General features: G+C 62.7%; 19 protein-coding genes. 4 read left to right on the forward strand and 15 right to left on the reverse strand.

Features of this window, described 5'->3' with window-relative positions; translation table 11 throughout:
* Nucleotides 1–2 precede the first annotated feature (2 nt).
* From CAG34_RS07705 to CAG34_RS07775, 15 genes are all read right to left on the reverse strand, one after another.
* The gene (locus CAG34_RS07705; protein ID WP_085589045.1) at nt 3–3,578 is read right to left on the reverse strand and encodes a glycosyltransferase; all 3,576 of its coding nucleotides are present in this window, start codon (nt 3,576–3,578) and stop codon (nt 3–5) included.
* Nucleotides 3,579–3,654: 76 nt separating this feature from the next.
* A complete protein-coding gene (locus CAG34_RS07710) occupies nt 3,655–5,238 on the reverse strand; it encodes a flagellar hook-associated protein 3 (protein ID WP_085589047.1) in 1,584 nt (527 codons plus the stop codon).
* A gap of 13 nt (nt 5,239–5,251) precedes the next feature.
* Nucleotides 5,252–7,285 (reverse strand): flagellar hook-associated protein FlgK, encoded by a 2,034-nt coding sequence (flgK, locus tag CAG34_RS07715; RefSeq protein WP_085589049.1) that lies wholly within the window; start codon nt 7,283–7,285, stop codon nt 5,252–5,254.
* A gap of 12 nt (nt 7,286–7,297) precedes the next feature.
* Nucleotides 7,298–8,452, reverse strand: a complete 1,155-nt coding sequence (gene flgJ / locus CAG34_RS07720) for a flagellar assembly peptidoglycan hydrolase FlgJ (protein ID WP_075045940.1) — start codon at nt 8,450–8,452, stop codon at nt 7,298–7,300.
* An 11-nt stretch (nt 8,453–8,463) separates the two neighbouring features.
* Entirely contained in the window at nt 8,464–9,573 is a 1,110-nt protein-coding gene (locus CAG34_RS07725; RefSeq protein WP_015271237.1) for a flagellar basal body P-ring protein FlgI, read from the reverse strand.
* Between the two features lie 12 nt (nt 9,574–9,585).
* Nucleotides 9,586–10,281, reverse strand: a complete 696-nt coding sequence (gene flgH, locus CAG34_RS07730) for a flagellar basal body L-ring protein FlgH (protein WP_085589051.1) — start codon at nt 10,279–10,281, stop codon at nt 9,586–9,588.
* A 50-nt stretch (nt 10,282–10,331) separates the two neighbouring features.
* Complete coding sequence (gene flgG, locus CAG34_RS07735) at nt 10,332–11,117, reverse strand: flagellar basal-body rod protein FlgG (RefSeq protein ID WP_015271239.1); 786 nt, start codon at nt 11,115–11,117, stop codon at nt 10,332–10,334.
* 47 nt (nt 11,118–11,164) lie between these two features.
* Nucleotides 11,165–11,905, reverse strand: coding sequence for a flagellar basal body rod protein FlgF (locus CAG34_RS07740; RefSeq protein ID WP_015271240.1), 741 nt, complete (start codon nt 11,903–11,905; stop codon nt 11,165–11,167).
* A 274-nt stretch (nt 11,906–12,179) separates the two neighbouring features.
* Nucleotides 12,180–12,365: a hypothetical protein gene (locus tag CAG34_RS07745; protein ID WP_039612679.1), complete on the reverse strand. Its 186-nt coding sequence runs from the start codon at nt 12,363–12,365 to the stop codon at nt 12,180–12,182.
* Between the two features lie 72 nt (nt 12,366–12,437).
* Entirely contained in the window at nt 12,438–13,793 is a 1,356-nt protein-coding gene (gene flgE / locus CAG34_RS07750; RefSeq protein WP_075045942.1) for a flagellar hook protein FlgE, read from the reverse strand.
* A gap of 31 nt (nt 13,794–13,824) precedes the next feature.
* The gene (gene flgD / locus CAG34_RS07755; protein ID WP_085589053.1) at nt 13,825–14,529 is read right to left on the reverse strand and encodes a flagellar hook assembly protein FlgD; all 705 of its coding nucleotides are present in this window, start codon (nt 14,527–14,529) and stop codon (nt 13,825–13,827) included.
* A 15-nt stretch (nt 14,530–14,544) separates the two neighbouring features.
* A complete protein-coding gene (gene flgC, locus CAG34_RS07760) occupies nt 14,545–14,988 on the reverse strand; it encodes a flagellar basal body rod protein FlgC (protein ID WP_003257260.1) in 444 nt (147 codons plus the stop codon).
* Nucleotides 14,989–14,990: 2 nt separating this feature from the next.
* Entirely contained in the window at nt 14,991–15,401 is a 411-nt protein-coding gene (gene flgB / locus CAG34_RS07765) for a flagellar basal body rod protein FlgB (protein WP_085589055.1), read from the reverse strand.
* Nucleotides 15,402–15,749: 348 nt separating this feature from the next.
* On the reverse strand, nt 15,750–16,577 hold the full coding sequence (gene cheR, locus CAG34_RS07770) for a protein-glutamate O-methyltransferase CheR (protein WP_015271244.1): 828 nt from the start codon (nt 16,575–16,577) through the stop codon (nt 15,750–15,752).
* A gap of 51 nt (nt 16,578–16,628) precedes the next feature.
* Entirely contained in the window at nt 16,629–17,558 is a 930-nt protein-coding gene (locus CAG34_RS07775; protein ID WP_039612677.1) for a chemotaxis protein CheV, read from the reverse strand.
* A gap of 77 nt (nt 17,559–17,635) precedes the next feature.
* Here CAG34_RS07775 and flgA point away from each other — a divergent pair, with 77 nt between their 5' ends.
* The 4 genes from flgA to CAG34_RS07795 all read left to right on the forward strand — a co-directional run bounded on the left by flgA (nt 17,636) and on the right by CAG34_RS07795 (nt 20,208).
* Entirely contained in the window at nt 17,636–18,388 is a 753-nt protein-coding gene (gene flgA, locus CAG34_RS07780) for a flagellar basal body P-ring formation chaperone FlgA (protein ID WP_025340103.1), read from the forward strand.
* A gap of 164 nt (nt 18,389–18,552) precedes the next feature.
* A complete protein-coding gene (gene flgM, locus CAG34_RS07785) occupies nt 18,553–18,867 on the forward strand; it encodes a flagellar biosynthesis anti-sigma factor FlgM (protein ID WP_025340104.1) in 315 nt (104 codons plus the stop codon).
* 49 nt (nt 18,868–18,916) lie between these two features.
* Nucleotides 18,917–19,384: a flagella synthesis protein FlgN gene (locus CAG34_RS07790; protein WP_039612676.1), complete on the forward strand. Its 468-nt coding sequence runs from the start codon at nt 18,917–18,919 to the stop codon at nt 19,382–19,384.
* 80 nt (nt 19,385–19,464) lie between these two features.
* Nucleotides 19,465–20,208, forward strand: coding sequence for a flagellar brake protein (locus CAG34_RS07795; protein ID WP_025340106.1), 744 nt, complete (start codon nt 19,465–19,467; stop codon nt 20,206–20,208).
* Nucleotides 20,209–20,420 lie beyond the last annotated feature (212 nt).

Raw genomic sequence — 20,420 nt, forward strand, 5'->3', positions numbered from 1 at the left:
GTTCAATCCGCCAGCCAGGCGTTGGCCCACTGTTGCAGGTGGTGTGGCATCAGCACGTAGTCCCGCAGCACCGTTTCGCGCAGGGCATCACCCTGGCGGTAGCTGGCCTGGGGGTCGGCCAGGTGCATGCGGATCGCATCCAGCCATTGTTCCGAGGTGTTGTCGCGCACCCGCGTGCAAGGCAGGTAGCCGTCATAGGCCTTGGTGTCGGTGCAGATCACCGGGAAGCCGCACGCACCATACTCAAGCAGGCGCAAGTTGCTCTTGCAGTCGTTGAACAGGTTCTGTTCGAGCGGCGCCAGTGCCAGGTCAAGGTTGAGGCTGGCCAGCTTCTGCGGGTACGACGCCAAGGGCACGCCTTTGTGGAACTCCTTCACATAAGGCCGCAGGGCATCCGGGCACATACCGAAGAAGACCCAGTCGACCTCGTCGGCCAGGGCCTTGATGACGTCCAGCAACAGCTCCAGATCGCCCCGGTGGCTGGTGCCCCCCGCCCAGCCCACGCGCGGCCGCGCGCTAGTCTGGCGCTCGCTGGCCAGCCCGGCCCACAGCGGGGCGGCAAGCATGTTGGGGACTACACGGATATCGTGGTGCATGCTCGACAGTGCATCGGCCAGCGGCTGGGTCGACACCACCACCCGGTCGCACAAGGCAATACCCTGGGTGACCAGCTCGCGCATGTTGGCCGGTATGTTCCGCGCATGGGCGTTCTTTTCCGGCACCTCGATGATGTAGTCGTCGATCTCGTAGATGCGTCGGGCGTTCGACAGGCGCTTGAAGCGCGTCATTTCATCGATCGAATTGACCGTGTAGCGACACTGCAAGATCATCACGTCGGGCTTCTCGCGCTCGATCTCGATCATCTCCGGAGTACTGTAATCAAGCCGCCCCTGGATCCAGCCAGCGCGCTCCAGCTCGGTGAACGGCTGTGCCACCCGGTAGTGACCGACCGCCGAAGTGTTGATCGGCAACGCCAACACCGACGGCAGCACACGGCTGATGAACGGGTCCCAGCCACGACGCTGTCCGGCATCGAGGTTGAAGCTGGCCATCTTCAGGCTCAGGTTGCGGTTATAGGCAGGGTCGCGGGCAACCTTGGCCAACCAGCGTTCATGGAAGATGTCCTTGTCCAGCACCTTGCGCTGGCTGTCGGTCCGCACGTCGCGGGTCGAAGCGAAGCGAACGAGCACTGCATGGGGCGTCCACACCGCCAGATAGCCTTGTTCGCGGATGCGCAGGCAGAGGTCGGCGTCCTGCAGGCCGCCCTTGAGGCCCTGCACATCGAAACCGCCCAGCGCGGCGAACAGCTCGCGGCGCACCAGCAGGCAGTCCAGGCTCAGCGCGCTCCAGTTCTGCACGGCATTGAGCCGGAGCATGTAGCCGCCGCTGTCAGCCGGCATGCCAACGAACGGGCTGCTGACGCCGCCATGCAGCCCCAGGACCAGCCCGGCGCCAAAGATCTCGCCGCTTTGGGTACATAGCTTGGGCGCCACCACGCCGACCTCCGGGCGCTGGGCCTGGGCCATCAACTGCTCCAGCCAGGGCCGGTCGAAGGCGGCGCAGGCGCTGTCGAGCATCAGCAGGTAGTCGCCACGGGCAGCCTCGCTGGCCTGGTTCAACTGCACCAGCTGGCTGCCGCTGGCCACCTCGATCACCCGCAATTGGCTGCTGCCCAGCCCCTGCATGGCCTGCAGCCATTGACGCAGGTCGGCAGGCGTATCCGGCGAGGCGATCAGCAGCACCTCGAAATGGCCATACCGGGTGTGTTCGAACACGGACTCGACACAACGCATCGCCGCGCTCAGGTCGTCCCCGAGCGTAACCAGGATCGAGACCAGGGCTTGCTCCGGGTGCCGGTACGCCACCTGGCACAACGACATGCCTTCGGCACCGACAACCTCGGCATCGACGCCCAGCCGCTGCAGATGGGCCCGCACCACGCGTGGCGCCTGCTGTGCGCAGCGCGGGTCGTGCAGCCACTGGCCAAAGTCGTGCTGGCAATGCACCAGAAGTTCGTCGATGTGCTCGATGACCTGCAAGCCCTGGTGTTCCGCCAGGCGCCAGAGCAGGTCGTGGGGTGCAAGGGTATCGAAGTCCGGGTCGAAGCCGCCGACCTCGCGCAGCGCCGTACAGTTGAATGCCAGTACGCGCCCTACATATGGCAGGCTGCGCATCAGGTCGAGGTTGAAGTCCGGCTTGAAGATGGGTGTTGTCGGGCGCAGCCCGTCATGGCTACCTTCGTCGACATAGATGCAGGCCCGCTCGCGAAGTGCCATGCGCTCGCCCATGATCGCCAGAGCATGGGGCACCAGGCGATCGCCAGCGCGCAACAGCAGTATCCAGTCGGCATCGTCGGCACGCGCCAGGCGCGCCTGCAGCTGGGCCAGGCCATTACCCTGAACGAGCATGCGTTCAACCGCGACCGGGTGGCCTGCCAATTCCAGCGTCGCCGGTGCCAGCAGCCAGGTGCCGGCTGCCGAACAGGACTGCGCGGCAAGGCTGTCCAGGGTCGCGCGCAGGGCCAGTTCCTCACCCGCCTCGGCCCAGATCACCGGGACGATACGCGGCTGCCGGGGCCACTGTTCGAAGCGCTTGGGCAACGCCTTGAGCTGTGCAGCCGACAGGTCACGGCACTCCAGCCACTGGGCATACACCTCTTCAAACGACAGGCAGTCAGTGCCAACCTGCTGCGCCTGGCGGGCCTGCTGAGCCCCGTACAGGCGGTTGAGTTCGTACTCGTCCCACTGCGCACCCTGCTCGCCCTGGTACCGCTCCAGCGACAGATAGCGCACCCAGCCACTGGCCGGTGCGGCCTCGCTTGCCCGCGCGGCCAGCATTGCCTTTATCCAGTCGGTCTCGATGGGGAAGGCCAGGGTCATGCCTGCCTGGTGGCTCAGGCGCGCAGGGTGCAGACGCTCCATGCTGAGGAAGCGTGACAGGTGCCCCAGGTTGCCTCGGCGCATGAGGCAAATGTACAGCGCCATGTCCAGGCGCGCCGCAAACCCGCTGCCCTCCTGCACCAACGCCGGCAGGAACTCGGCCACCAGGTCACGGCGCATCAGTGCATGGCTGAGGCCGCCGAACAGGTTGGGGGCGTTCGTCTCCAACGCTTCGAGCAAGTCGCTGCCCTTGACTACCGCATCCTCCGGGCACATCACCGCATTGAGCATGCGCGGCGGTAGCAAGGCATCGTCGGCCGCGCACAGCATGCGCTGGCAGATGGTCATGCTGACATCGGCATGCTGTTCCATGACCGCGGCCTGCAGGCCGACACATTCGGGGAACAGTCGGTCGTCGTCGCAGAGAAACTTGATCAGCGGCCCTTCAGCATGCTCCAGGCACGCCAGCAGGTTGCGGGCGAACCCAAGGGTCTGCGGATTGCGCACGTAGCGCACCGGCTTGCCGGTCTCACCTACCACCTCGTCGACGATACGCTGGATCTCCAGGCCCCGGCTGTCATCGCAGACCAGCACCTCCAGCGTCGAGTAATCCTGGTTGAGCGCGCTGAGCAACGTGGCGCGGAAGAACTCGGGGTTGAAGGCTGGAATGGCGATGCTGACGAGGGTCTGTTGATTCACGGCGAAGACCTTGAAGAGGTGGCGTGGCCAGCTCCGAATGGGCTGGCACACGCCGGATGACGCGAGAGAGGTGAAATCAGATGTAGTTGACCAACGACAAGCTGGCGACCTTGGCATAGGCCTGCAGCGACGCTTGCAGCATGTTGGTTTGCATCTGCAGGCGCAGCATCACTTCAGCCGGGTCGCTTTCGCGGATAGAGCTCTGGGTCTTGGTGTTCTCGGTGCTCAGCGCCTCGTTGGTTTCGGACTGCACATCCAGCGCCTGGCCACGGCCACCGATCGCACTGACCGACGACGAAACCTGGTTGGTGGCGCTGGCGATGTTGCCAACGGCCGAATCCAGCGCGGCGAGGAAGTTCTGCCGGGCCACCGGGTCGTTGTCCACCGGGCTGGTCAGCGCGGTACGCAGCTTGCCGATGGTGTCGAGGATATTCTGGGTCTGGTGGGTATCGACCTTTACCGCGAACGAGTCCCCGGCATTCGGTGCGCCGGACAGCTCGAAGCTGACCCCAGCCGCGGTGGCGGTGGTGCCGTTCGGCCCGCCCAGCGCACCCGATGCCACCGGGCGGCTGTCAGCAGTGACCGGCGCGGCGTACAGCTCGAAGGTGCTGCTGCCGGTGAACTTGAGCACCGCGCCACCGCCCGGGAAAGCAGCCTTGTAGGCAGCCTGATCGGTGATGGTCGCGCCCGTCACCTGCTCGGAGGAGGTATTGCCAGGGCTGCGGGTGCCGGAAACCTCATCGGCCTTGGAACTCAGGCTGAACGTATGCCCTGCGATAGCGGCATCTTCATTACCCTTGTCGCCGTCCTTGAAGGTGATGTCCAGGCGCAGATCGACACCGCGGAAGCTGATGCTGGTGTTGTCGCCATTGGGGTCGAACTTGCCGCCCTGGCTGGCCTCGAGCGTGACGTCATTGCCGTCGACGTCGGTGATCTTGTATTCGGTGCTGCTGAGGAATTCGATGCTGTACGGCTCGCCACTGCGGAAGCGATCGTTGTACAGGCTGTTGCCGGAGACCTGGCCGTTGGACAGGCTGACGCGGCCATCGTCGGTGGCCGGCGCGGTCAGGCTGGTCTGGCTACGGCTGGTGTTGAGCGCCTGCTCGAAGGCGTCGTAGCCGGTTTCATTGGCCGCCAGGCTGAGCATGTCACCCACCTGCAGGTTGAGCTTGCCCTGGTCGCCCTGGTAGCTGTAGGTGCCATCGGCATTGCGCGCGTAAGGCGGGGTATCGCCCTTGGAGCCGGAGAAGATGTACTTGCCGTTCTCGTCCTTGCTGTTCATCAACGAGAATAGCTGGTCTTCCAGCGACGCCAGTTCATCGGCGTTGGCCTTGCGGTCGGCATCGGTGAACGTACCGTTGCCAGAGCTCACCGCCAGCTCGTTGACCCGCTGCAGGATGGTGCCGATGGAGTTCAGGGTGCTTTCGGCAGTGCCCAGGGCGTTACGTACGTTGACGATGTTGCCGCTGTACTGCTTCAGCATGTTCTGCTGTTGTTCCAGTTGCAGCAGACGCGCCGCCCCCACCGGGTCATCCTTGGCCGAACGCACGCGAATGCCATCGCTTGCCTCCTGCTGGCTCTTCACCGTCTTGGCGAAGTTGCTCTGGTAGTTGGCCTGGTTGGTGTTGTAGAACTGCGAAGTAGAGATGCGTACGCTCACGATCTACGGCTCCTTAAAGACTGTTGATCAGGGTGGCGAAGGTTTCCTGGGCCGCCTTGATGATCTGCGACGACGCGGTGTAGTACTGCTGGAACTTGACCAGGTTGCCGGTCTCTTCATCGATCGACACACCCGACAGGCCGTTGCGGCTTTCCACTGCAGAGGCATGCAAGGCAGTGGTGGCATCGCTGTCCATCTGTGCCTGGCCGGCCTTGCCGCCAACATTGGAGACCAGCTTGGCGTAGGCATCGGTGAAGCTGATGCCCTTGCCGTTGGCGCCAACCTCGACCGTGGACTTGGTCTGCAGGTCGATCACCGACAAGGCGTTGCGGTTGTCCGCCGAACCTGCGCCGGTCAGCCCCACGGTATAGCTGTCGCCGTTCTTCGGCGCGCCGGAAACGCTCATCTCGAAGGTGAAATTGCCGCCCAGCGAATTGCCGCTGCCATCGACCATCGGCACCGACAGCTGCAACTTGTTCTCCTGGCCCGGCACGATGGTGCCGCTGCCGATCTCGGTACCCTTGGCGTCGTACATCTTGTAGGCCTGGGGCGAACTGGTGTCATCGCCGAACACCAGCTTGACCGGGGTCGAATACTTCAGGCCAGCCTGCAATTGCGAACGCTGGGCGGCATCGTAGATGTCCATCTCCGAGGTCAGCGTCGGCTGGGTGATGACGCCGGTACCTTTGTTGCCCGACCCACTGGTGGCGGTCAGTGGCGAAGCCAAGGCCAGGCGCTTCGGGTCGGTCAGGACAGTGTCGATGCCGGCGGCCGCATTGCGGGTCGGGGTGATCTTGAAGCTGTCGCCAGCACTCAGGCCGCCACCATTGAGCGACAGGGTGAACCCGTCGATCACCGGAGGCGGCGTGTCGGTGAGGTCGAAACTGCCCATGTCGGTGCCTTCCGGCAACTTGCGCACGCTGTAGCCAGTGGCGCTGGTGAAGGTGACCTGGTAATCGCTGGTGCTGAGCTTGCCGGTGTCCTTGATGGTCACATCGAGGTTGCCGGAGCCGGCGCTGTTGCCGGTCTTGGCGACACTGCGCTGGCTGATGGCCGCGGCGCTGTTGATATCGCCGAACAGGGTGGCACCGAAGTCACCGTTCTTGTCGATGCCCTGGGCCAGCTGGCTGTTGATCGCATCGGCTACTACCAAGGCCACGCGACCGAGCTCGTTGAGCGCCGGGTCGAGGGTATCCTTGCGGTAGCGGATCAGGCCGCCGAGCTCACCACCGGTCGTGGTGCTGGTGATGTCCATCTTGGTCGAGCCGCGATTGAGGATCAGGCTCATGCGGGTCGGGTCGGTGGCGCTCGGCTGCACGCCAATGGTCTGGGTGGTGTTGCCCAGCACCAGGGCCTGGCCGTTCTTCAGGTAGATGTCGTAGTTGCCGTTCTTCTGCTCTACAACATCGGCACCGATCAGCGCCGACAACTCGCGCACCGCGCCGTCGCGCTGGTCGAGCAGGTCGTTGGGCTGGCCATTGACGGCCGTCATCTTGGAGATCTGGCCGTTGAGGTCGGCAATCGACTTGGTCAGCGCGTTGACCTTGTCAGCGATCGACGCCATGTTGGCATTGATATCGCTGTTCTGCTGGTTCAACTGCGCCGACAGGGTATTGAAGCGCTTGGCCAGGGACTGCGCGCTGGTCAGCAGCAGTTGGCGCGAGGCGTCCTCGGTCGGCTTGGCCGCGGCATCCTGCATGGCGCTGAAGAAGCTTTTCAGTGCAGCGGTGATACCGGTGTCGCTGCTCGACAGGGCGGTATCCAGCGGCGTGATCTGGTTCAGGTACGAGGTGGCATCGCTGCTCAGCGAGGTGGTGCTGCGCAGCTGGTTCTCGAGGAACGCGTTATAGACCCGGCGCACATCCGCCAGGGTAGTACCGCTGCCGATGAACACCTGGCCGACTTGCTGCCCGCCCTTGGTCTTCTGCACGTTCTGCTGGCGCGAGTAGCTTTCGACATCGGCGTTGGCGATGTTGTTACCGAGGGTGTACATCCCCGATTGCGCGGCGCCAAGCCCCGACATACCAATGTTGATCAGACTCGCCATGGTTCCATGCCCTTAAAGTTTCGTTGCGGTACCGAGCATTGCGTAGTGCTCGTACGACTTCATCTGTCTTGCGATCTGCGAGATCTTGCTGGCGTAATTCGGGTCGGTGGCGTACCCGGCCTTTTGCAACTCTTGCACGAACTGTTCTGGTTTATCGGCGGCCTTCACCGCATCTTGATAGCGCGAATTGTTCTGCAGCAGGCTGACCAGGTCGTGGAAGCTGTCCTGGTAGGAATCGTAGGAACGGAACGCCGCCGTCTCCTTGACGAACTGGCCATCGCGGAACTCGCTGGTGATCGCCCGCGCCTCGCCACCTTCCCAGTTGCCGGTTGCCTTGATGCCGAACAGGTTGTGGCTGCTGCTGCCATCGGTGTTGCGCATGACCGACTTGCCCCAGCCGGTTTCCAGGGCGGCCTGCGCCACCAGGTAGCGTGGGTCGATACCGATGCGCCTGGCTGCCTGCTCGGCCATCGGCAGCATGGTGGCGACGAATTCGTCGCTGTCGGCAAAGGCTTTTTTCGGTGCCAGCGGTGGCTGGGCCACGGCGCGCCCGAGGATGCGCAGGCCGTTGTCCGGCACGGCGAAGGCCTTGGCCACTTGCTGGCCGTCACGGGCCGGCACGGCTGCGGTATTGGTGCTGGCCGCCGACGGCACGATGCCGGCCATCAGGCGGTCGGTGAGCTTGCTCGGCAGCGCCAGGCGTCGTGAATTGAGCGCGGCGACGTCGTTGCGGGTGGCAGTCGACTGCGCGGCATGCACGGGCTCGGCCACCTTGTTGCCCCACAGCGTCGGGGCATTGCCCTCGATACGCGGAAACGGGCTGGTGTTGGCCGGTGTGCCCTTGTTCTTCGACAGCTGGCGCACCAGTACGTCCTGCAGCCCGATGCCGCCACCTTCGCGGGACATGCTCACGGCCAGCTGCTGGTCGTACATGTCGCGGTACTGCTTCACCGTTTCGGTGTTCATCGGGTTGTCGTCGGCAAGCACATCGCTGGCCTTGCGGGAGGCCTTGAGCATTTCGCTGATGAACAGCGACTCGAATTCCTGGGCCACCTTGCGCACGTTGGCGTCGCTGTCGCGGTCGCCATGCTTGAGCGAGCTCAGGCGGTTGAGGTCGGTGTAGGCGCCGCTGTCGGCGCTGCCGGAAACCAGGCTTTTGCTGTTCATCCGCGCCGTCCTCAGATCACGATCAGGTCGGCCTGCAGGGCGCCGGCCTGTTTCAGGGCTTCGAGGATGGCCATCAGGTCGCTGGGCGCTGCGCCCACCTGGTTCACCGCACGGACGATTTCATCCAGCGTGGTGCCCGGGCCGAACTTGAACATCGGCTTGGCTTCCTGCTCGGCGTTGACCCGCGAACGCGGCACCACGGCGGTCTGGCCATTGGAGAACGGCCCCGGCTGGCTGACGATCGGGTCTTCGGTAATGGTCACGGTCAGGCTGCCGTGGGTCACCGCGGCCGGCGACACCTTGACGTTCTGGCCGATGACGATGGTGCCGGTACGCGAGTTGATGATGACCTTGGCGACCGCCTGGCCCGGGTCGATCTCGAGGTTCTCGAGGATCGACAGGTAGTCCACGCGCTGGCTCGGGTCCATCGGCGCAGTGACACGCACCGAACCGCCGTCCACGGCCTGGGCCACGCCCGGGCCGAGCAGGTCGTTGACCTTGTCGACGATGCGCTTGGCAGTGGTGAAGTCGGGGCGGTTGAGGTTCAGGGTCAGGCTGTTGCCCTGGTTGAAGCCGCTCGGCACTGCACGCTCGACGGTAGCACCGCCCGGGATACGACCGGCCGACGGAACGTTGACGGTGATCTTCGAACCGTCACGGCCCTCGGCATCGAAGCCGCCCACCACCAGGTTACCCTGAGCCACGGCATAGACGTTGCCATCGATACCCTTGAGCGGGGTCATCAGCAGGCTGCCGCCGCGCAGGCTCTTGGAGTTACCGATCGAAGACACGGTAATGTCCACCACCTGGCCTGGCTTGGCGAACGCCGGCAGGTCGGCATGCACCGACACTGCCGCAACGTTTTTCAACTGCACGTTGCCGGAGCCGGCCGGCACCTTGATGCCGAACTGCGACAGCATGTTGTTGAAGGTCTGCAGGGTGAACGGCGTCTGGGTGGTCTGGTCACCCGTGCCATTGAGCCCCACCACCAGGCCGTAACCGATCAGCTGGTTGGAGCGCACGCCAGAAATGCTGGCGATGTCCTTCAGGCGCTCGGCCTGGGCGCCGAAGGCACAGGACAGGAGCAGGGTTGCGGCAATCAGCTGCCTCACGTTGAACATGGTCATCCGTACTCAGAAAGGCCAAAGCGGGCTGATGAAGAAGCGGTCCAGCCACCCGGGCTGGCTGGCATCGGCGAACGAGCCGGTACCGGAATAGGTGATGCGCGCGTCGGCCACGCGAGTGGACGGCACGGTGTTGTCGGTGGCGATGTCGTCGGCGCGGATCATGCCAGCAATGCGCACCAGCTCTTCGCCGGTGTTCAGGGTCAGCCACTTCTCGCCGCGCACGGCGATGATGCCGTTGGGCAGCACTTCGGCCACGGTCACGGTGATGGAACCGGTCAGGGTGTTGCCCTGAGTGGCCTTGCTGTCGCCCTTGGTGGCGCGCTCGCCGCTGTAGCCGGCCTCCAGCGACAGGTCACCGCCGCCGAACGGGTTGTTGGTGTTGGGCGTAGTGCCGAACAACGATGTCAGGCCGATGTTGGCGTTGCTGTTTTTCTGGATCTGCGAGCCGGCGTTCTTGCTGGCCGATGTGCGCTCGTTGAGGGTGATGGTGATGATGTCACCCACCCGGAACGCCTTGCGGTCGCTGTACAGGTTCTGCTCGAAACCGGCCTGGTAGATCGAACCGTTGTTGGCCGCTGCCGGCAACGGGGTGCGCGGCAGTACCGGCGCGTAGTACGGGTCGTTGGGCTTGGGCGTCGGCGCGACGCAACCTGCCAGCAACACCGCCCCCCCCAGGGCGAAAACGGACAACAGACGATTCATGACGCTTACCTCACGGGTGCAACGGAGTGACGGGGTTAGAGCTGCCTGCTTCAGAGCTGTTGAGTAACGAACGACAGCATCTGGTCAGCAGTGGAAATGACCTTGGAGTTCATCTCGTATGCACGCTGGGTGGTGATCATGTTCACCAGCTCTTCCACGGTGCTGACGTTGGAGTTTTCCAGGGTCTGCTGCAGGGTGGTGCCGAAACCGTTCAGGCCCGGGGTGCCGACTTGCGGCGCGCCACTGGCGGCGGTTTCGAGGAACAGGTTGTCGCCAATCGCCTGCAGGCCGGCCGGGTTGATGAAGTCGGCGGTCTGGATGTTGCCGATCACCTGCGCAGCCGGGTTGCCGGCGGTGGTGATCGACACGGTGCCGTCCTGGCCGACGGTGAAGGTCTGCGCGTCGTTCGGCACGACGATGGCAGGCTCCAGCGCGAAGCCGTTGGCGGTGACGATCTGGCCGTCGGAGTTCAGGTGGAAGGTACCATCACGGGTGTACGAAACGGTGCCGTCCGGCTGCAATACCTGGAAGAAGCCACGGCCGTTGACCGCCATGTCCAGCGGGTTTTCCGTGGTCTGCAGGCTGCCAGTCTGGAAGTTCTTCTGGGTGCCGACAATGCGCACACCAGTACCGACCTGCAGGCCGGAAGGCAGCTCGCTGTCCTGGGTGGACTGCGCGCCCGGCTGGCGTTTGATCTGGTACAGCAGGTCCTGGAATTCGGCGCGATCACGCTTGAAGCCGGTGGTCGAGACGTTGGCCAGGTTGTTGGAGATGACCGTCAGGTTGGTGTCCTGGGCGGACAGGCCGGTTTTAGCGACCCAAAGAGCCGGAAGCATGTAAGTTCTCCTCGTGCGCCTGTTTTACGGCACCCGTTCAAAAGTGATTAGCCGATTTGCAAAACACGCGCCATGGCTTCGTCGCCTTCCTTGGCCGCGTTCATCATCTTGACGTGCAGTTCGAATTGACGGGACAGCGCCAACACCGAGGTCATTTCTTCCACGGCGTTGACATTGCTGCCTTCCAGGAAGCCCGACACCACCCGCACGTTGACGTCGGCGTCTGCCGGTTGGCCGTCGCGGGTATGGATCAGACCATCCAGGCCCTTGGTCAGGCCTTTGGTATCGGGGTTGACCAGCTTGATGCGGTCGACTTCGGCCATCACGCGCGGGTCTTCCCCCATGGAGCGGATGCTGATGGTGCCATCGGCGCCGACTTCGACCTTTTGCTCTGGCGGAATCGCAATCGGGCCGCCATTGCCGATCACCGGCATGCCGTTGCCGGCACGCAGCACACCGAGGGCATCGATGTTCAGGCTACCGGTGCGCACGTAGGCTTCACTGCCATCGGGCGCCTGCACGGCGATGAAGCCCTTGCCGGTCACCGTCACATCCAGATCGCGGCCGGTTTCAACCATCGGACCTTCGCTGAAGTCGGTGGCCGGGCGCTCGGTCATGGCAAAGGCGCGCGACGGAAAGCTGTCACCGAACACCGGCATCGAGCGAGCCTGCTCCAGGTCTCGCTGAAAACCGTTGGTGGAAATGTTCGCCAGGTTGTTGGCGTGCGCCTTCTGCGCCAGCGCATTCTGGCTGGCACCGGTCATGGCCACGTAAAGCATCTTGTCCACAGTCATCCTCCATTGCACTGGCGGTCGTTTGCCGCTCGCCGTTGCTATGCGAGCTAGAAAGCAAGTTCCGAACCAACTTTGCGAAATCATGAAAAAGCCCGTGGATACGGGCTTTCGAGGGGGCAGTTGGCATGTTGGACGCCGGTTATCCGGCGCCTGGTTGCCGATGGCGGCAAACCTGTACCGGCCTCTTCGCGGGTGAACCCGCTCCCACAGGTACTGCGCGACACCTGTGGGAGCGGGTTCACCCGCGAAAAGGCCAGTACAGGTTTATTCAAGGCTCGCGGCAACCACCATTGCTGTAGGGGCCGGCGAACTTCTTCCAGCCATCCCCCGGCGGCCATTGCGAGCAGACCAGGCGCCCATCCACCTGGCTTTCCCAGCGCCACCAGGGCGCGGTACCGGCCTGGGCCTGGTACAGGCAGAAAGCAGCGACCAATGTGACAACCAGCCTTTTCATGACCCCTCCGGCAAAGACGACGAACCCCTTCATGAAAAAGGGGTTCGCCCACACACACTCAGCCAGCGACCATCAGGCCATCTGGATGACGGTCTGCATGATGGTGCTTTCAGTGGAGATAGTCTTGGCGTTCGCCTGGTAGTTGCTCTGCGCCTTGATCAGCTCTACCAGCTCCTGCGTCAGGTTCACGTTCGAGCCTTCCAGCGCGTTGGACTCGACGCTGCCCAGGGTACCCGTCTTCGGCGCATCGATGCCCGGGATGCCGGACGTGTAGGTTTCGGTCCAGCGGGTACCACCAATCTGCTGCAGGCCCTGCTCGTTGGCGAAGCTGGCCAGGGCCACCTGGCCAATGGCACGGGATTGCTGGTTGCTGAAGCTGGCGAACAGCACACCGGTCGAGTCGATGCTCAGGCTCGACAGGATACCGGTCGCGTAGCCGTCCTGAGACTGCGACATACGCGCGGTCTCGGTGTTGTAGGAGGTGGTGCTGTTCATCGCCAGGCGCATGCCATCGGCATTGCCCACCGCGCCGTTGGAGATCCAGTTACCCGCAGAATCTTCCACCGCCGGCACCCAGCCAGTCATGGTGAAGGTGTTGTTGGTCACGGTGAACGACGAGCCCGCCGGGTGGCCGGTATTGTCCGCAGTCATGCTCTTGACCGAGCCATCGCTGTTGAAGCTGATGGTGCCAGTCAGCGGCACGGTGGAGGATGGAGAAAACGGGTTGCGCCCATCGACCAAGGTGTACATGGTCCACTCATTGGTGCCAGTCTTGCGATAGAACTGCTCCATGGTGTGCTCGTTACCCTGGCTGTCGTACACCTTGGTCGGGAAAGACTTGGTGTAAGTCGTCTGATCGGAAGGATCGAACGGCAGGTTCGGCACCATCACGCCAGTGCCATCATCCACTTCCAACGGGATGTCGGCGGCCGAAGAATTCAGGTTGATACCCTGGTCGATCAGCGATGTTGCCTTTGGCTGCAGCGACGATGTATCGATCTGCAGATCGGTGAGCACGCCCTTCTGGATCTTGCCAGTCGAGTCGGCGGCATAGCCCTGCAGGCGCAAGCCGTCCGAGGTAACCACGAAGTTGTCCTTGCTGGCCTGGAAAGCACCCGCACGGGTGTACACGCGCGAGCCGTTATCGGACAGCACGAAGAAGCCCTGCCCCTGAATCCCCATGTCCAGCACGTTGCCGGTGGTGTTGACGTCACCCTGGGTGAACTGCTGGGAAACCGCTGCCAGGCGCACGCCGTTACCCACCTGGTTCTTGCCTACGCCCAGGCGGTTGGAACCAGCATAGACATCGGCGAACTCGGCACGCGACGACTTGAAGCCGTTGGTGTTGACGTTGGCGATGTTGTTGCCGGTGACATCCAGCTGCTTGTTTGCTGCGTACAGACCGCTAAGGCCGATATTGAAAGACATGAATTCGCTCCTTTTGCCGCTCTAGCGGGCCTTAGATACCGATGGTTTGCACGTCGGAGAGGGACACTTTGCCAACACCGGCGAGGTTGAGCACCATTTCGCCGGCGGCACTGAAACTGACGCTGGTCACCTTGGCTGGCAACAGCGTGTTCATCTGCACCGACTTGCCATCCACCGTAGTGGTGGCAGTGAAGGTGTAAGTACCAGGGTCGACTTTCTGGCCACTGCTGTTGGTACCGTCCCAGATGAAATCGGCGTAACCGGCTTTCTGCTCGCCCAGCTCGATGGTCTTGACGGTATTGCCGTCCTTGTCCTTGATGGTGATCTTCGCTTCGCTGATGGCCTGCGGCACGACGAACTGCGCATTGAAGCTTTCTGCGGTGTCGACCACGGCCTTGTCGTTCTGCACCACCACCGAACGCCCGACCAGCGACGACGCCTGCAGGGCCTGGGACGAGGCCATGGCGCTGGTGATGGAGTTGACCGATTCGTTCAGCGAGGTAATGCCTTCCAGGCTGCTGAACTGCGCCAACTGGGCAACGAACTCACCGTTATCCTGTGGATCCAGCGGGTTCTGGTGCTGCATCTGGGTGACCAGCAATTGCAGGAACGCGTCCTTGCCGAGCGAGTCGTTGCCGGTCTTGGAGGCGGTGTCCGTGGTCTTCTTGGTGCTGGTACCTACACCCGACGCCGCGAGCACGTCGTTGAGGTTTACACCGTTGGTATCGATTGCCATGGCCTGGTTTCCTTATCACTGACCGAGGGTCAGGACCTTCTGCATCATGGCCTTGGCCGTATTCATCAACTCGGCGTTGGTCTGGAACGCGCGGCTGGCGGAGATCATGTCAGCCATCTCCTCGACCACGTTGACGTTCGGGTAGTAGACGTAGCCGTCCTTGTTCGCCGCCGGGTGGTTGGGCTCGTAACGGGCCTCCAGGTTACTCTGGTCCTCGACGATGCCTTTTACCTGCACGCCCTGCCCTGCCTCGCCCTGATCTTCGAACAGCGACTGGCTGCCGCCGGCCTGCGCGTCCTGGAAGGTGGTGGCGAACACCGGGTGGCGGGCGCGGTAGGTCTGGTCGATGCTCGAGGACACGGTCTCGGCGTTGGCGATGTTGGAAGCAACGGTGTTCAGGCGCGTGTTCTGCGCACTCATGCCGCTACCGGCAATGTTGAAGACACTGGAAAGGGACATGGTCATTCTCCCCGCAGGGCCGAAACCAGCCCTTTGAATTTACTGTTGAGCAAGGTGAAGCTGGCCTGGAAGCCGACGGCGTTTTCGGTGTAGTTCGATTGCTCGATCTGCGCGTCCACGGTGTTCTGGTCGATCGACGGCTGCGTTGGCGTGCGGTACTTGAGGGTATCGTCGGCCATGGCCAGGCCCTGGGCCTCGATATGGCGGCTGTTGGTACGATCGAGGCTGAAACGGCCGCCACTCTGCTGCTTGTCGCTTTCGGCAGCGAGCACCGAGGCGAAGTCCATGTCGCGCGCCTTGTAGTTGGGCGTGTCGGCGTTGGCGATGTTGTTGGCCAGCACTTCGGCGCGCTGGGCGCGGAAGCCCAGGGCCTTTTCGTGAATACCAAGCGCCTTGTCGAAGCTGATGCTCATGTCGGGGAAACCTTCGGAGGTTGACCGGAATATCGTTGGGCAAGGTATAGCAAGGGCTGTGCCAACCAACAGAAAGCCCGGAAATACGGGCTTGCGGGGCAAGGTGCTGTCAGAGTGATGCCAGAAAAGCGGCAAAGGCCTTCCGCCTTGGGCGGCGAAAGCGGCAATTGCCGGGTGGCAAAAGCGGCAAAACAAAAAATTGACGTCAGCATTTCTCCTGCGCCGGCCTCTTCGCGGGCACGCCCGCTCCCACAGGTATGGCGCCAGCCTGTGGGAGCGGGCATGCCCGCGAAGAGGCCGGCACAGGCAAACAAAAAGGCCGGCAACTTTCCCTGCCGGCCCTCTTGGTTACTTCGCCTGGTAGATGATCCCCGGACTGCACTGCACCATCTGGTAATGGTCCGGCAGCCCGTTCAGCGCCTCGGAAGCCCCGAGGAACAGATACCCACCCGGCTTCAACGTACTGTGGATACGCAACAGGATGTCCTTCTTCACCTGCGCCGAGAAATAGATCAGCACGTTACGGCAGAACACCACATCGAACTTGCCCAGGCTGGCATAGCTGTCGAGCAGGTTGAACGAGCGGAACTCGACGCGGCTGCGAATCGCCGGCTTGACCGCCCAACGCCCCGGCCCCTTGGTGTCAAAGTAGCGCTGCAGGCGCTCCTGGGACAAGCCACGGGCAATTGCCAGGCTGTCGTACTCGCCGGTCTTGCAGTTGGTCAGCATGGTGCCGGACAGGTCGGTGGCAACGATCTGCGCGCCCATCTTCAACTGGCCGAGGTTGCTGCGCTCGAATTCGTCGATGGCCATCGAGATGGAATACGGCTCCTGCCCCGACGAACAGGCCGCCGACCACATGCGCAGGCGCTGGCCGGGGTTGTTGCGGATGAACTCGGGGATAACCTTGTTCTTCAGCACCTCGAACGGGTAGGTATCGCGAAACCACAGGGTCTCGTTGGTGGTCATGGCATCGACCACCTGCTCGCGCAAGCCGCCACGTGGCTGGGCCTGGATGCGCTGCACCAGCTCGCCCAGGCTCTTGATGCCCTGTTGCTCCATCAGCTTGTTGAGACGGCTGGAGACCAGGTACTGCTTATTCTCGCCCAGCAGGATGCCACAGGCTTTCTCCAGGAAGACCCGGAACTGTTCGAAATCCAAATTACCCGTAGACACTACTGCCGCCTCTTTTAAATCACTGGTGCCGGGGGCCTGCCCCCGGCTGCTTCAATGCGTTGCCTTGATCCGGTCGACCACCCGCTGGGCCAGGTCGTCCGGCTTGAACTTGGCCAGGAAGTCATCGGCACCGACCTTCTTGACCATCGCCTGGTTGAACACCCCGGAAAGCGAAGTATGCAGGCAGATGTGCAATTTTTGCATGCGCGGATCGCTGCGGATCTCCGCCGTTAGCGTATAGCCGTCCATTTCCGGCATTTCAATGTCCGAGATCATCATCAGGAACTCTTCTTCCGGCTTCTTGCCCTCATCCACCAGCTGGCGCAGGTAGTTCAGGGCCTGACGGCCGTCATTGAGCGCCACCACCTCGACCCCCACGGTCTGCAGGCAGCGGCTGACCTGCTTGCGCGCCACCGACGAATCGTCGACGGTGAGCACCCGCAGCAGCACGGCCTTGTCCTGCACCTCGGCATCGATCACCCCGGCCGACACCGACTCGGACGACGGCGCCACTTCGGCCAGCACCTTCTCCACATCGATGATCTCGACCATGCGGTTGTCCACCCGGGTAACCGCGGTCAGGTAGTGGTCGCGGCCGGTGCCCTTGGGTGGCGGATGGATTTCTTCCCAGTTCATGTTGACGATGCGCTCCACCGAATGCACCAGGAAGCCTTGGGTCTTGGTGTTGTACTCGGTGATGATCACGAAACTGTTGCGCGTGTCTTCCTGCAGCGGCCGCAACCCGGTGGCCATCGACAGGTCGAGGATCGGGATGGTCGCCCCGCGAATATTGGCAACACCGCGCACCACCGGGTGCGCCTTGGGCAGCAGGGTCAGCGCAGGGCATTGCAGCACTTCCCTGACCTTGAATACGTTGATGCCGTAAAGCTGCTCGCCATTGAGGCGGAACAGCAGCAATTCCAGGCGATTCTGCCCCACCAGCTGCGTGCGCTGGTTGACCGAATCCATAACACCTGCCATGCCAGACTCCTTTATGTTTCAGCCTTTCGTTGCAACTCAAGTAGCGAGTCGGCACGGGCTTTGCTTTTTTGAGCGCCATGTACACGAAAACGACATTTTTCCGACGATTGACGCGCCTGCTGACTGGCTCGCTGGCCATGCTGTGCCTTCTGGTGCCCGGCGTTCGCACGGTAGCGGACGCGTTTACCTTGCCTGAACAGCTTATCGGTGTCACTCAAGGGTTTCTTGAATTCAGCGTCGAAGATTATCTGGCAACCACCCAGACCGCCGGCCGTTACGAGATCCAGGTCAACCCGCTGGACCCGCGCCTGCGCATGCCGCTGTGCAGCCAGCAACTGGACGCCTCGCTGGAAAGCCCGGCCCAGCCGCTGGGCCGCGTCACGGTAAAGGTGCGCTGCGAAGGCACGGCGCCATGGACCGTGTTCGTGCCGGCCACCGTGCGGCTGTTCCGCGACGTGGTGGTGGTGACCCGGCCGCTCAAGCGCGACAACGTGGTGGGCGAAGGCGACGTGGCCCTGCGCGAGCGCGATGTCGGCACCCTGGGCCAAGGCTTCTTGACCGAACTGGAACAGGCGGTAGGCATGAAGATGCTGCGCCCCACGGTGATCGACCAGGTACTCACCCCGCAACACCTGGAACAGGCCGAGGTGGTGCGCAAGGGCGACCACGTGGTGATCATCGCCCGCAGTGGCAGCCTGAGTGTGCGCATGCCCGGAGAAGCCCTGAGCAAGGGTGGCCTGAGCGAACAGATCCGGGTCCGCAACCTCAATTCCAAGCGGGTGATCAAGGCCAGGGTGACCGGCCCCGGCCAGGTCGAGGTAAGTATGTAGCCAGCCCATTGATTTGCGCTGGCGGTGAGGAACCGCTTTTCCTAAACTGTGTCAGAAAACGGGTTCGCGAGCTTGCTGACAGGCGGCTATGCATTTGTGCCTAAAGTTTCTTTCGGGTTGGCCGAAAACAAGGCAAGCGTCCAAATACCCAGAGGTTTCTGATCATGGTCATCGACTTCAGTCGTTTGAATAACTCTCCGTCCGTCACGGGCGGCGTGCGCGGCAACACCGCGAACGGCAGCGCCGAAAAACCGGCAGCCAGCCAGGAAGCGGCAACCGCCACCAGCGCCAGCGGAGAAGCGGTACACCTCAGCCAAGAGGCCCAGCAGTTGCAGAAGATCAGCGACAAGCTGCGCGACGAGCCAGTGGTCAACAGTGCCCGTGTGGCCCAGTTGAAACAGGCGATCGCCGACGGCAGCTACCAGGTCGATGCCGGCCGGGTCGCCAGCAAACTGCTCGATTTCGAAGCCCAGCGCTGACCGTTCGGCGCGCTGACTTCACGGACGCTAGAAAAGCCAAGAGTTAGCCATGCACGACACCACCTTGCTGCAACTGATCGAAGATGACATTGCCCCGATGCAGGAACTGCTGGACCTTCTGCAAAAGGAAGCGATCGCCCTGCATGGCCGCGACATGGCGCCACTGGAGAATATCCTGGCCCGCAAGCAGTCTTTGATCGTGCTGCTGGAGCAGCAAGGCCTGCGGCGCAACAACCTGCTTGCCAGCCTTGGCCTGAGCCCTGATCGCGCCGGAGTGGAGGCCGTGGCGGCACAATCACCGAACGGTGAACTGCTGCTGCAGCAACTCGATGTGATCAGCCAGTTGATGCAAGCCTGCCAGCAGCTCAACGAGACCAATGGCCGGATCATCCAGGTGCAGCAACACGTCACCAACAACCAGATCCGGATCCTCATGGGCGGCGATTCTCCGTCGCTCTACGACAGCCGCGGCAGCACCTCGCCACTGGCCAAGCCACGGGCGCTCAGCCAAGTGTGATTTTTTCTATCAAGGCACGGAACATACTGGCAAAATGCCGTTAATTGCGTGTGTCGCTTTTGCCTGGAGAACGATAAGCCGTGTTCAATGAATCCGATGCCCCGCAGCCGCCAAAGGTGCTGAACACCCCTTTGGAGATTGCGGCCAACTTGCGGCAGCTGCAGGAAAGCCACGACCCCCTGATCATCACCTTCCACGACCGCAGCCAGCGCTTCCAGAGCTACGTGGTGCACGTGGACCGTGAAAGCAACACCCTGGCGCTGGACGAGATGATCCCGCGTGACGGTGAAAAGTTCATCGAGAACGGCGAACACTTCCGCGTCGAAGGCTTCCACGATGGCGTGCGCATCGCCTGGGACTGCAACCACGAGCTGAAGATCAGTGAAGTCGACGGCCACCGCTGCTACCGCGGCGCCATGCCTCTGGAAATGACCTACCACCAGCGCCGCAATGCCTTCCGCGCCGCGCTGAAGCTGTCGCAGCTGGTCGATGTCATCCTCGATGGCGCCCACCTCAAGGGCAACGGCGCCCTGCGTGGCAAGCTGCTGGACATCTCCGCCACCGGCTGCAAGCTGCGCTTCGAAGGCAATGTCGAGGATCGCCTGCAACTGGGCCAGGTGTACGAGCGTTTCAAGGCTGGCAACCCGCTGGGCCTGGTCGACACCATGGTCGAGCTGCGCCACCTGCACTATGAAGAGCGGATCAACACCACCTTTGCCGGCGTGCGCTTCCATAACCTCACCGGGCAGGCGCAGCGCAAGGTCGAGAGCTTTGTGTACCAGTTGCAGCGTGAAGCGCGGCGGTTCGACAAGGACGACTATTGATCGTCGGCCGAGTACAAAAACGCCACCTATCAAGGTGGCGTTTTCATTTGTGCTTCTCCTGTGCCGGCCTTTTCGCGGGCACGCCCGCTCCCACAGAACTGCACATAACTCATTGAATTAGCAGGGACTCTGTGGGAGCGGCTTTAGCCGCGAACACCGGCGCAGCCGGTGCCATGCACCGCGTTGGATTCTTCGCGGCTAAAGCCGCTCCC

Source organism: Pseudomonas sp. B14(2017), assembly GCF_002113255.1.
GTDB classification, from domain to species: domain Bacteria; phylum Pseudomonadota; class Gammaproteobacteria; order Pseudomonadales; family Pseudomonadaceae; genus Aquipseudomonas; species Aquipseudomonas putida_Z.

What these genes read in the sequence shown, in the direction of transcription:
- flgK (WP_085589049.1), bottom strand. Translation starts at nt 7,285, where the DNA reads ATGGCGAGTCTGATCAACATTGGTATGTCGGGGCTTGGCGCCGCGCAA.
- flgJ (WP_075045940.1), bottom strand. Translation starts at nt 8,452, where the DNA reads ATGAACAGCAAAAGCCTGGTTTCCGGCAGCGCCGACAGCGGCGCCTAC.
- CAG34_RS07725 (WP_015271237.1), bottom strand. Translation starts at nt 9,573, where the DNA reads ATGTTCAACGTGAGGCAGCTGATTGCCGCAACCCTGCTCCTGTCCTGT.
- flgH (WP_085589051.1), bottom strand. Translation starts at nt 10,281, where the DNA reads ATGAATCGTCTGTTGTCCGTTTTCGCCCTGGGGGGGGCGGTGTTGCTG.
- flgG (WP_015271239.1), bottom strand. Translation starts at nt 11,117, where the DNA reads ATGCTTCCGGCTCTTTGGGTCGCTAAAACCGGCCTGTCCGCCCAGGAC.
- CAG34_RS07745 (WP_039612679.1), bottom strand. Translation starts at nt 12,365, where the DNA reads ATGAAAAGGCTGGTTGTCACATTGGTCGCTGCTTTCTGCCTGTACCAG.
- flgE (WP_075045942.1), bottom strand. Translation starts at nt 13,793, where the DNA reads ATGTCTTTCAATATCGGCCTTAGCGGTCTGTACGCAGCAAACAAGCAG.
- flgD (WP_085589053.1), bottom strand. Translation starts at nt 14,529, where the DNA reads ATGGCAATCGATACCAACGGTGTAAACCTCAACGACGTGCTCGCGGCG.
- flgC (WP_003257260.1), bottom strand. Translation starts at nt 14,988, where the DNA reads ATGTCCCTTTCCAGTGTCTTCAACATTGCCGGTAGCGGCATGAGTGCG.
- flgB (WP_085589055.1), bottom strand. Translation starts at nt 15,401, where the DNA reads ATGAGCATCAGCTTCGACAAGGCGCTTGGTATTCACGAAAAGGCCCTG.
- CAG34_RS07775 (WP_039612677.1), bottom strand. Translation starts at nt 17,558, where the DNA reads ATGGCAGGTGTTATGGATTCGGTCAACCAGCGCACGCAGCTGGTGGGG.
- flgA (WP_025340103.1), top strand. Translation starts at nt 17,636, where the DNA reads ATGTACACGAAAACGACATTTTTCCGACGATTGACGCGCCTGCTGACT.
- flgM (WP_025340104.1), top strand. Translation starts at nt 18,553, where the DNA reads ATGGTCATCGACTTCAGTCGTTTGAATAACTCTCCGTCCGTCACGGGC.
- CAG34_RS07790 (WP_039612676.1), top strand. Translation starts at nt 18,917, where the DNA reads ATGCACGACACCACCTTGCTGCAACTGATCGAAGATGACATTGCCCCG.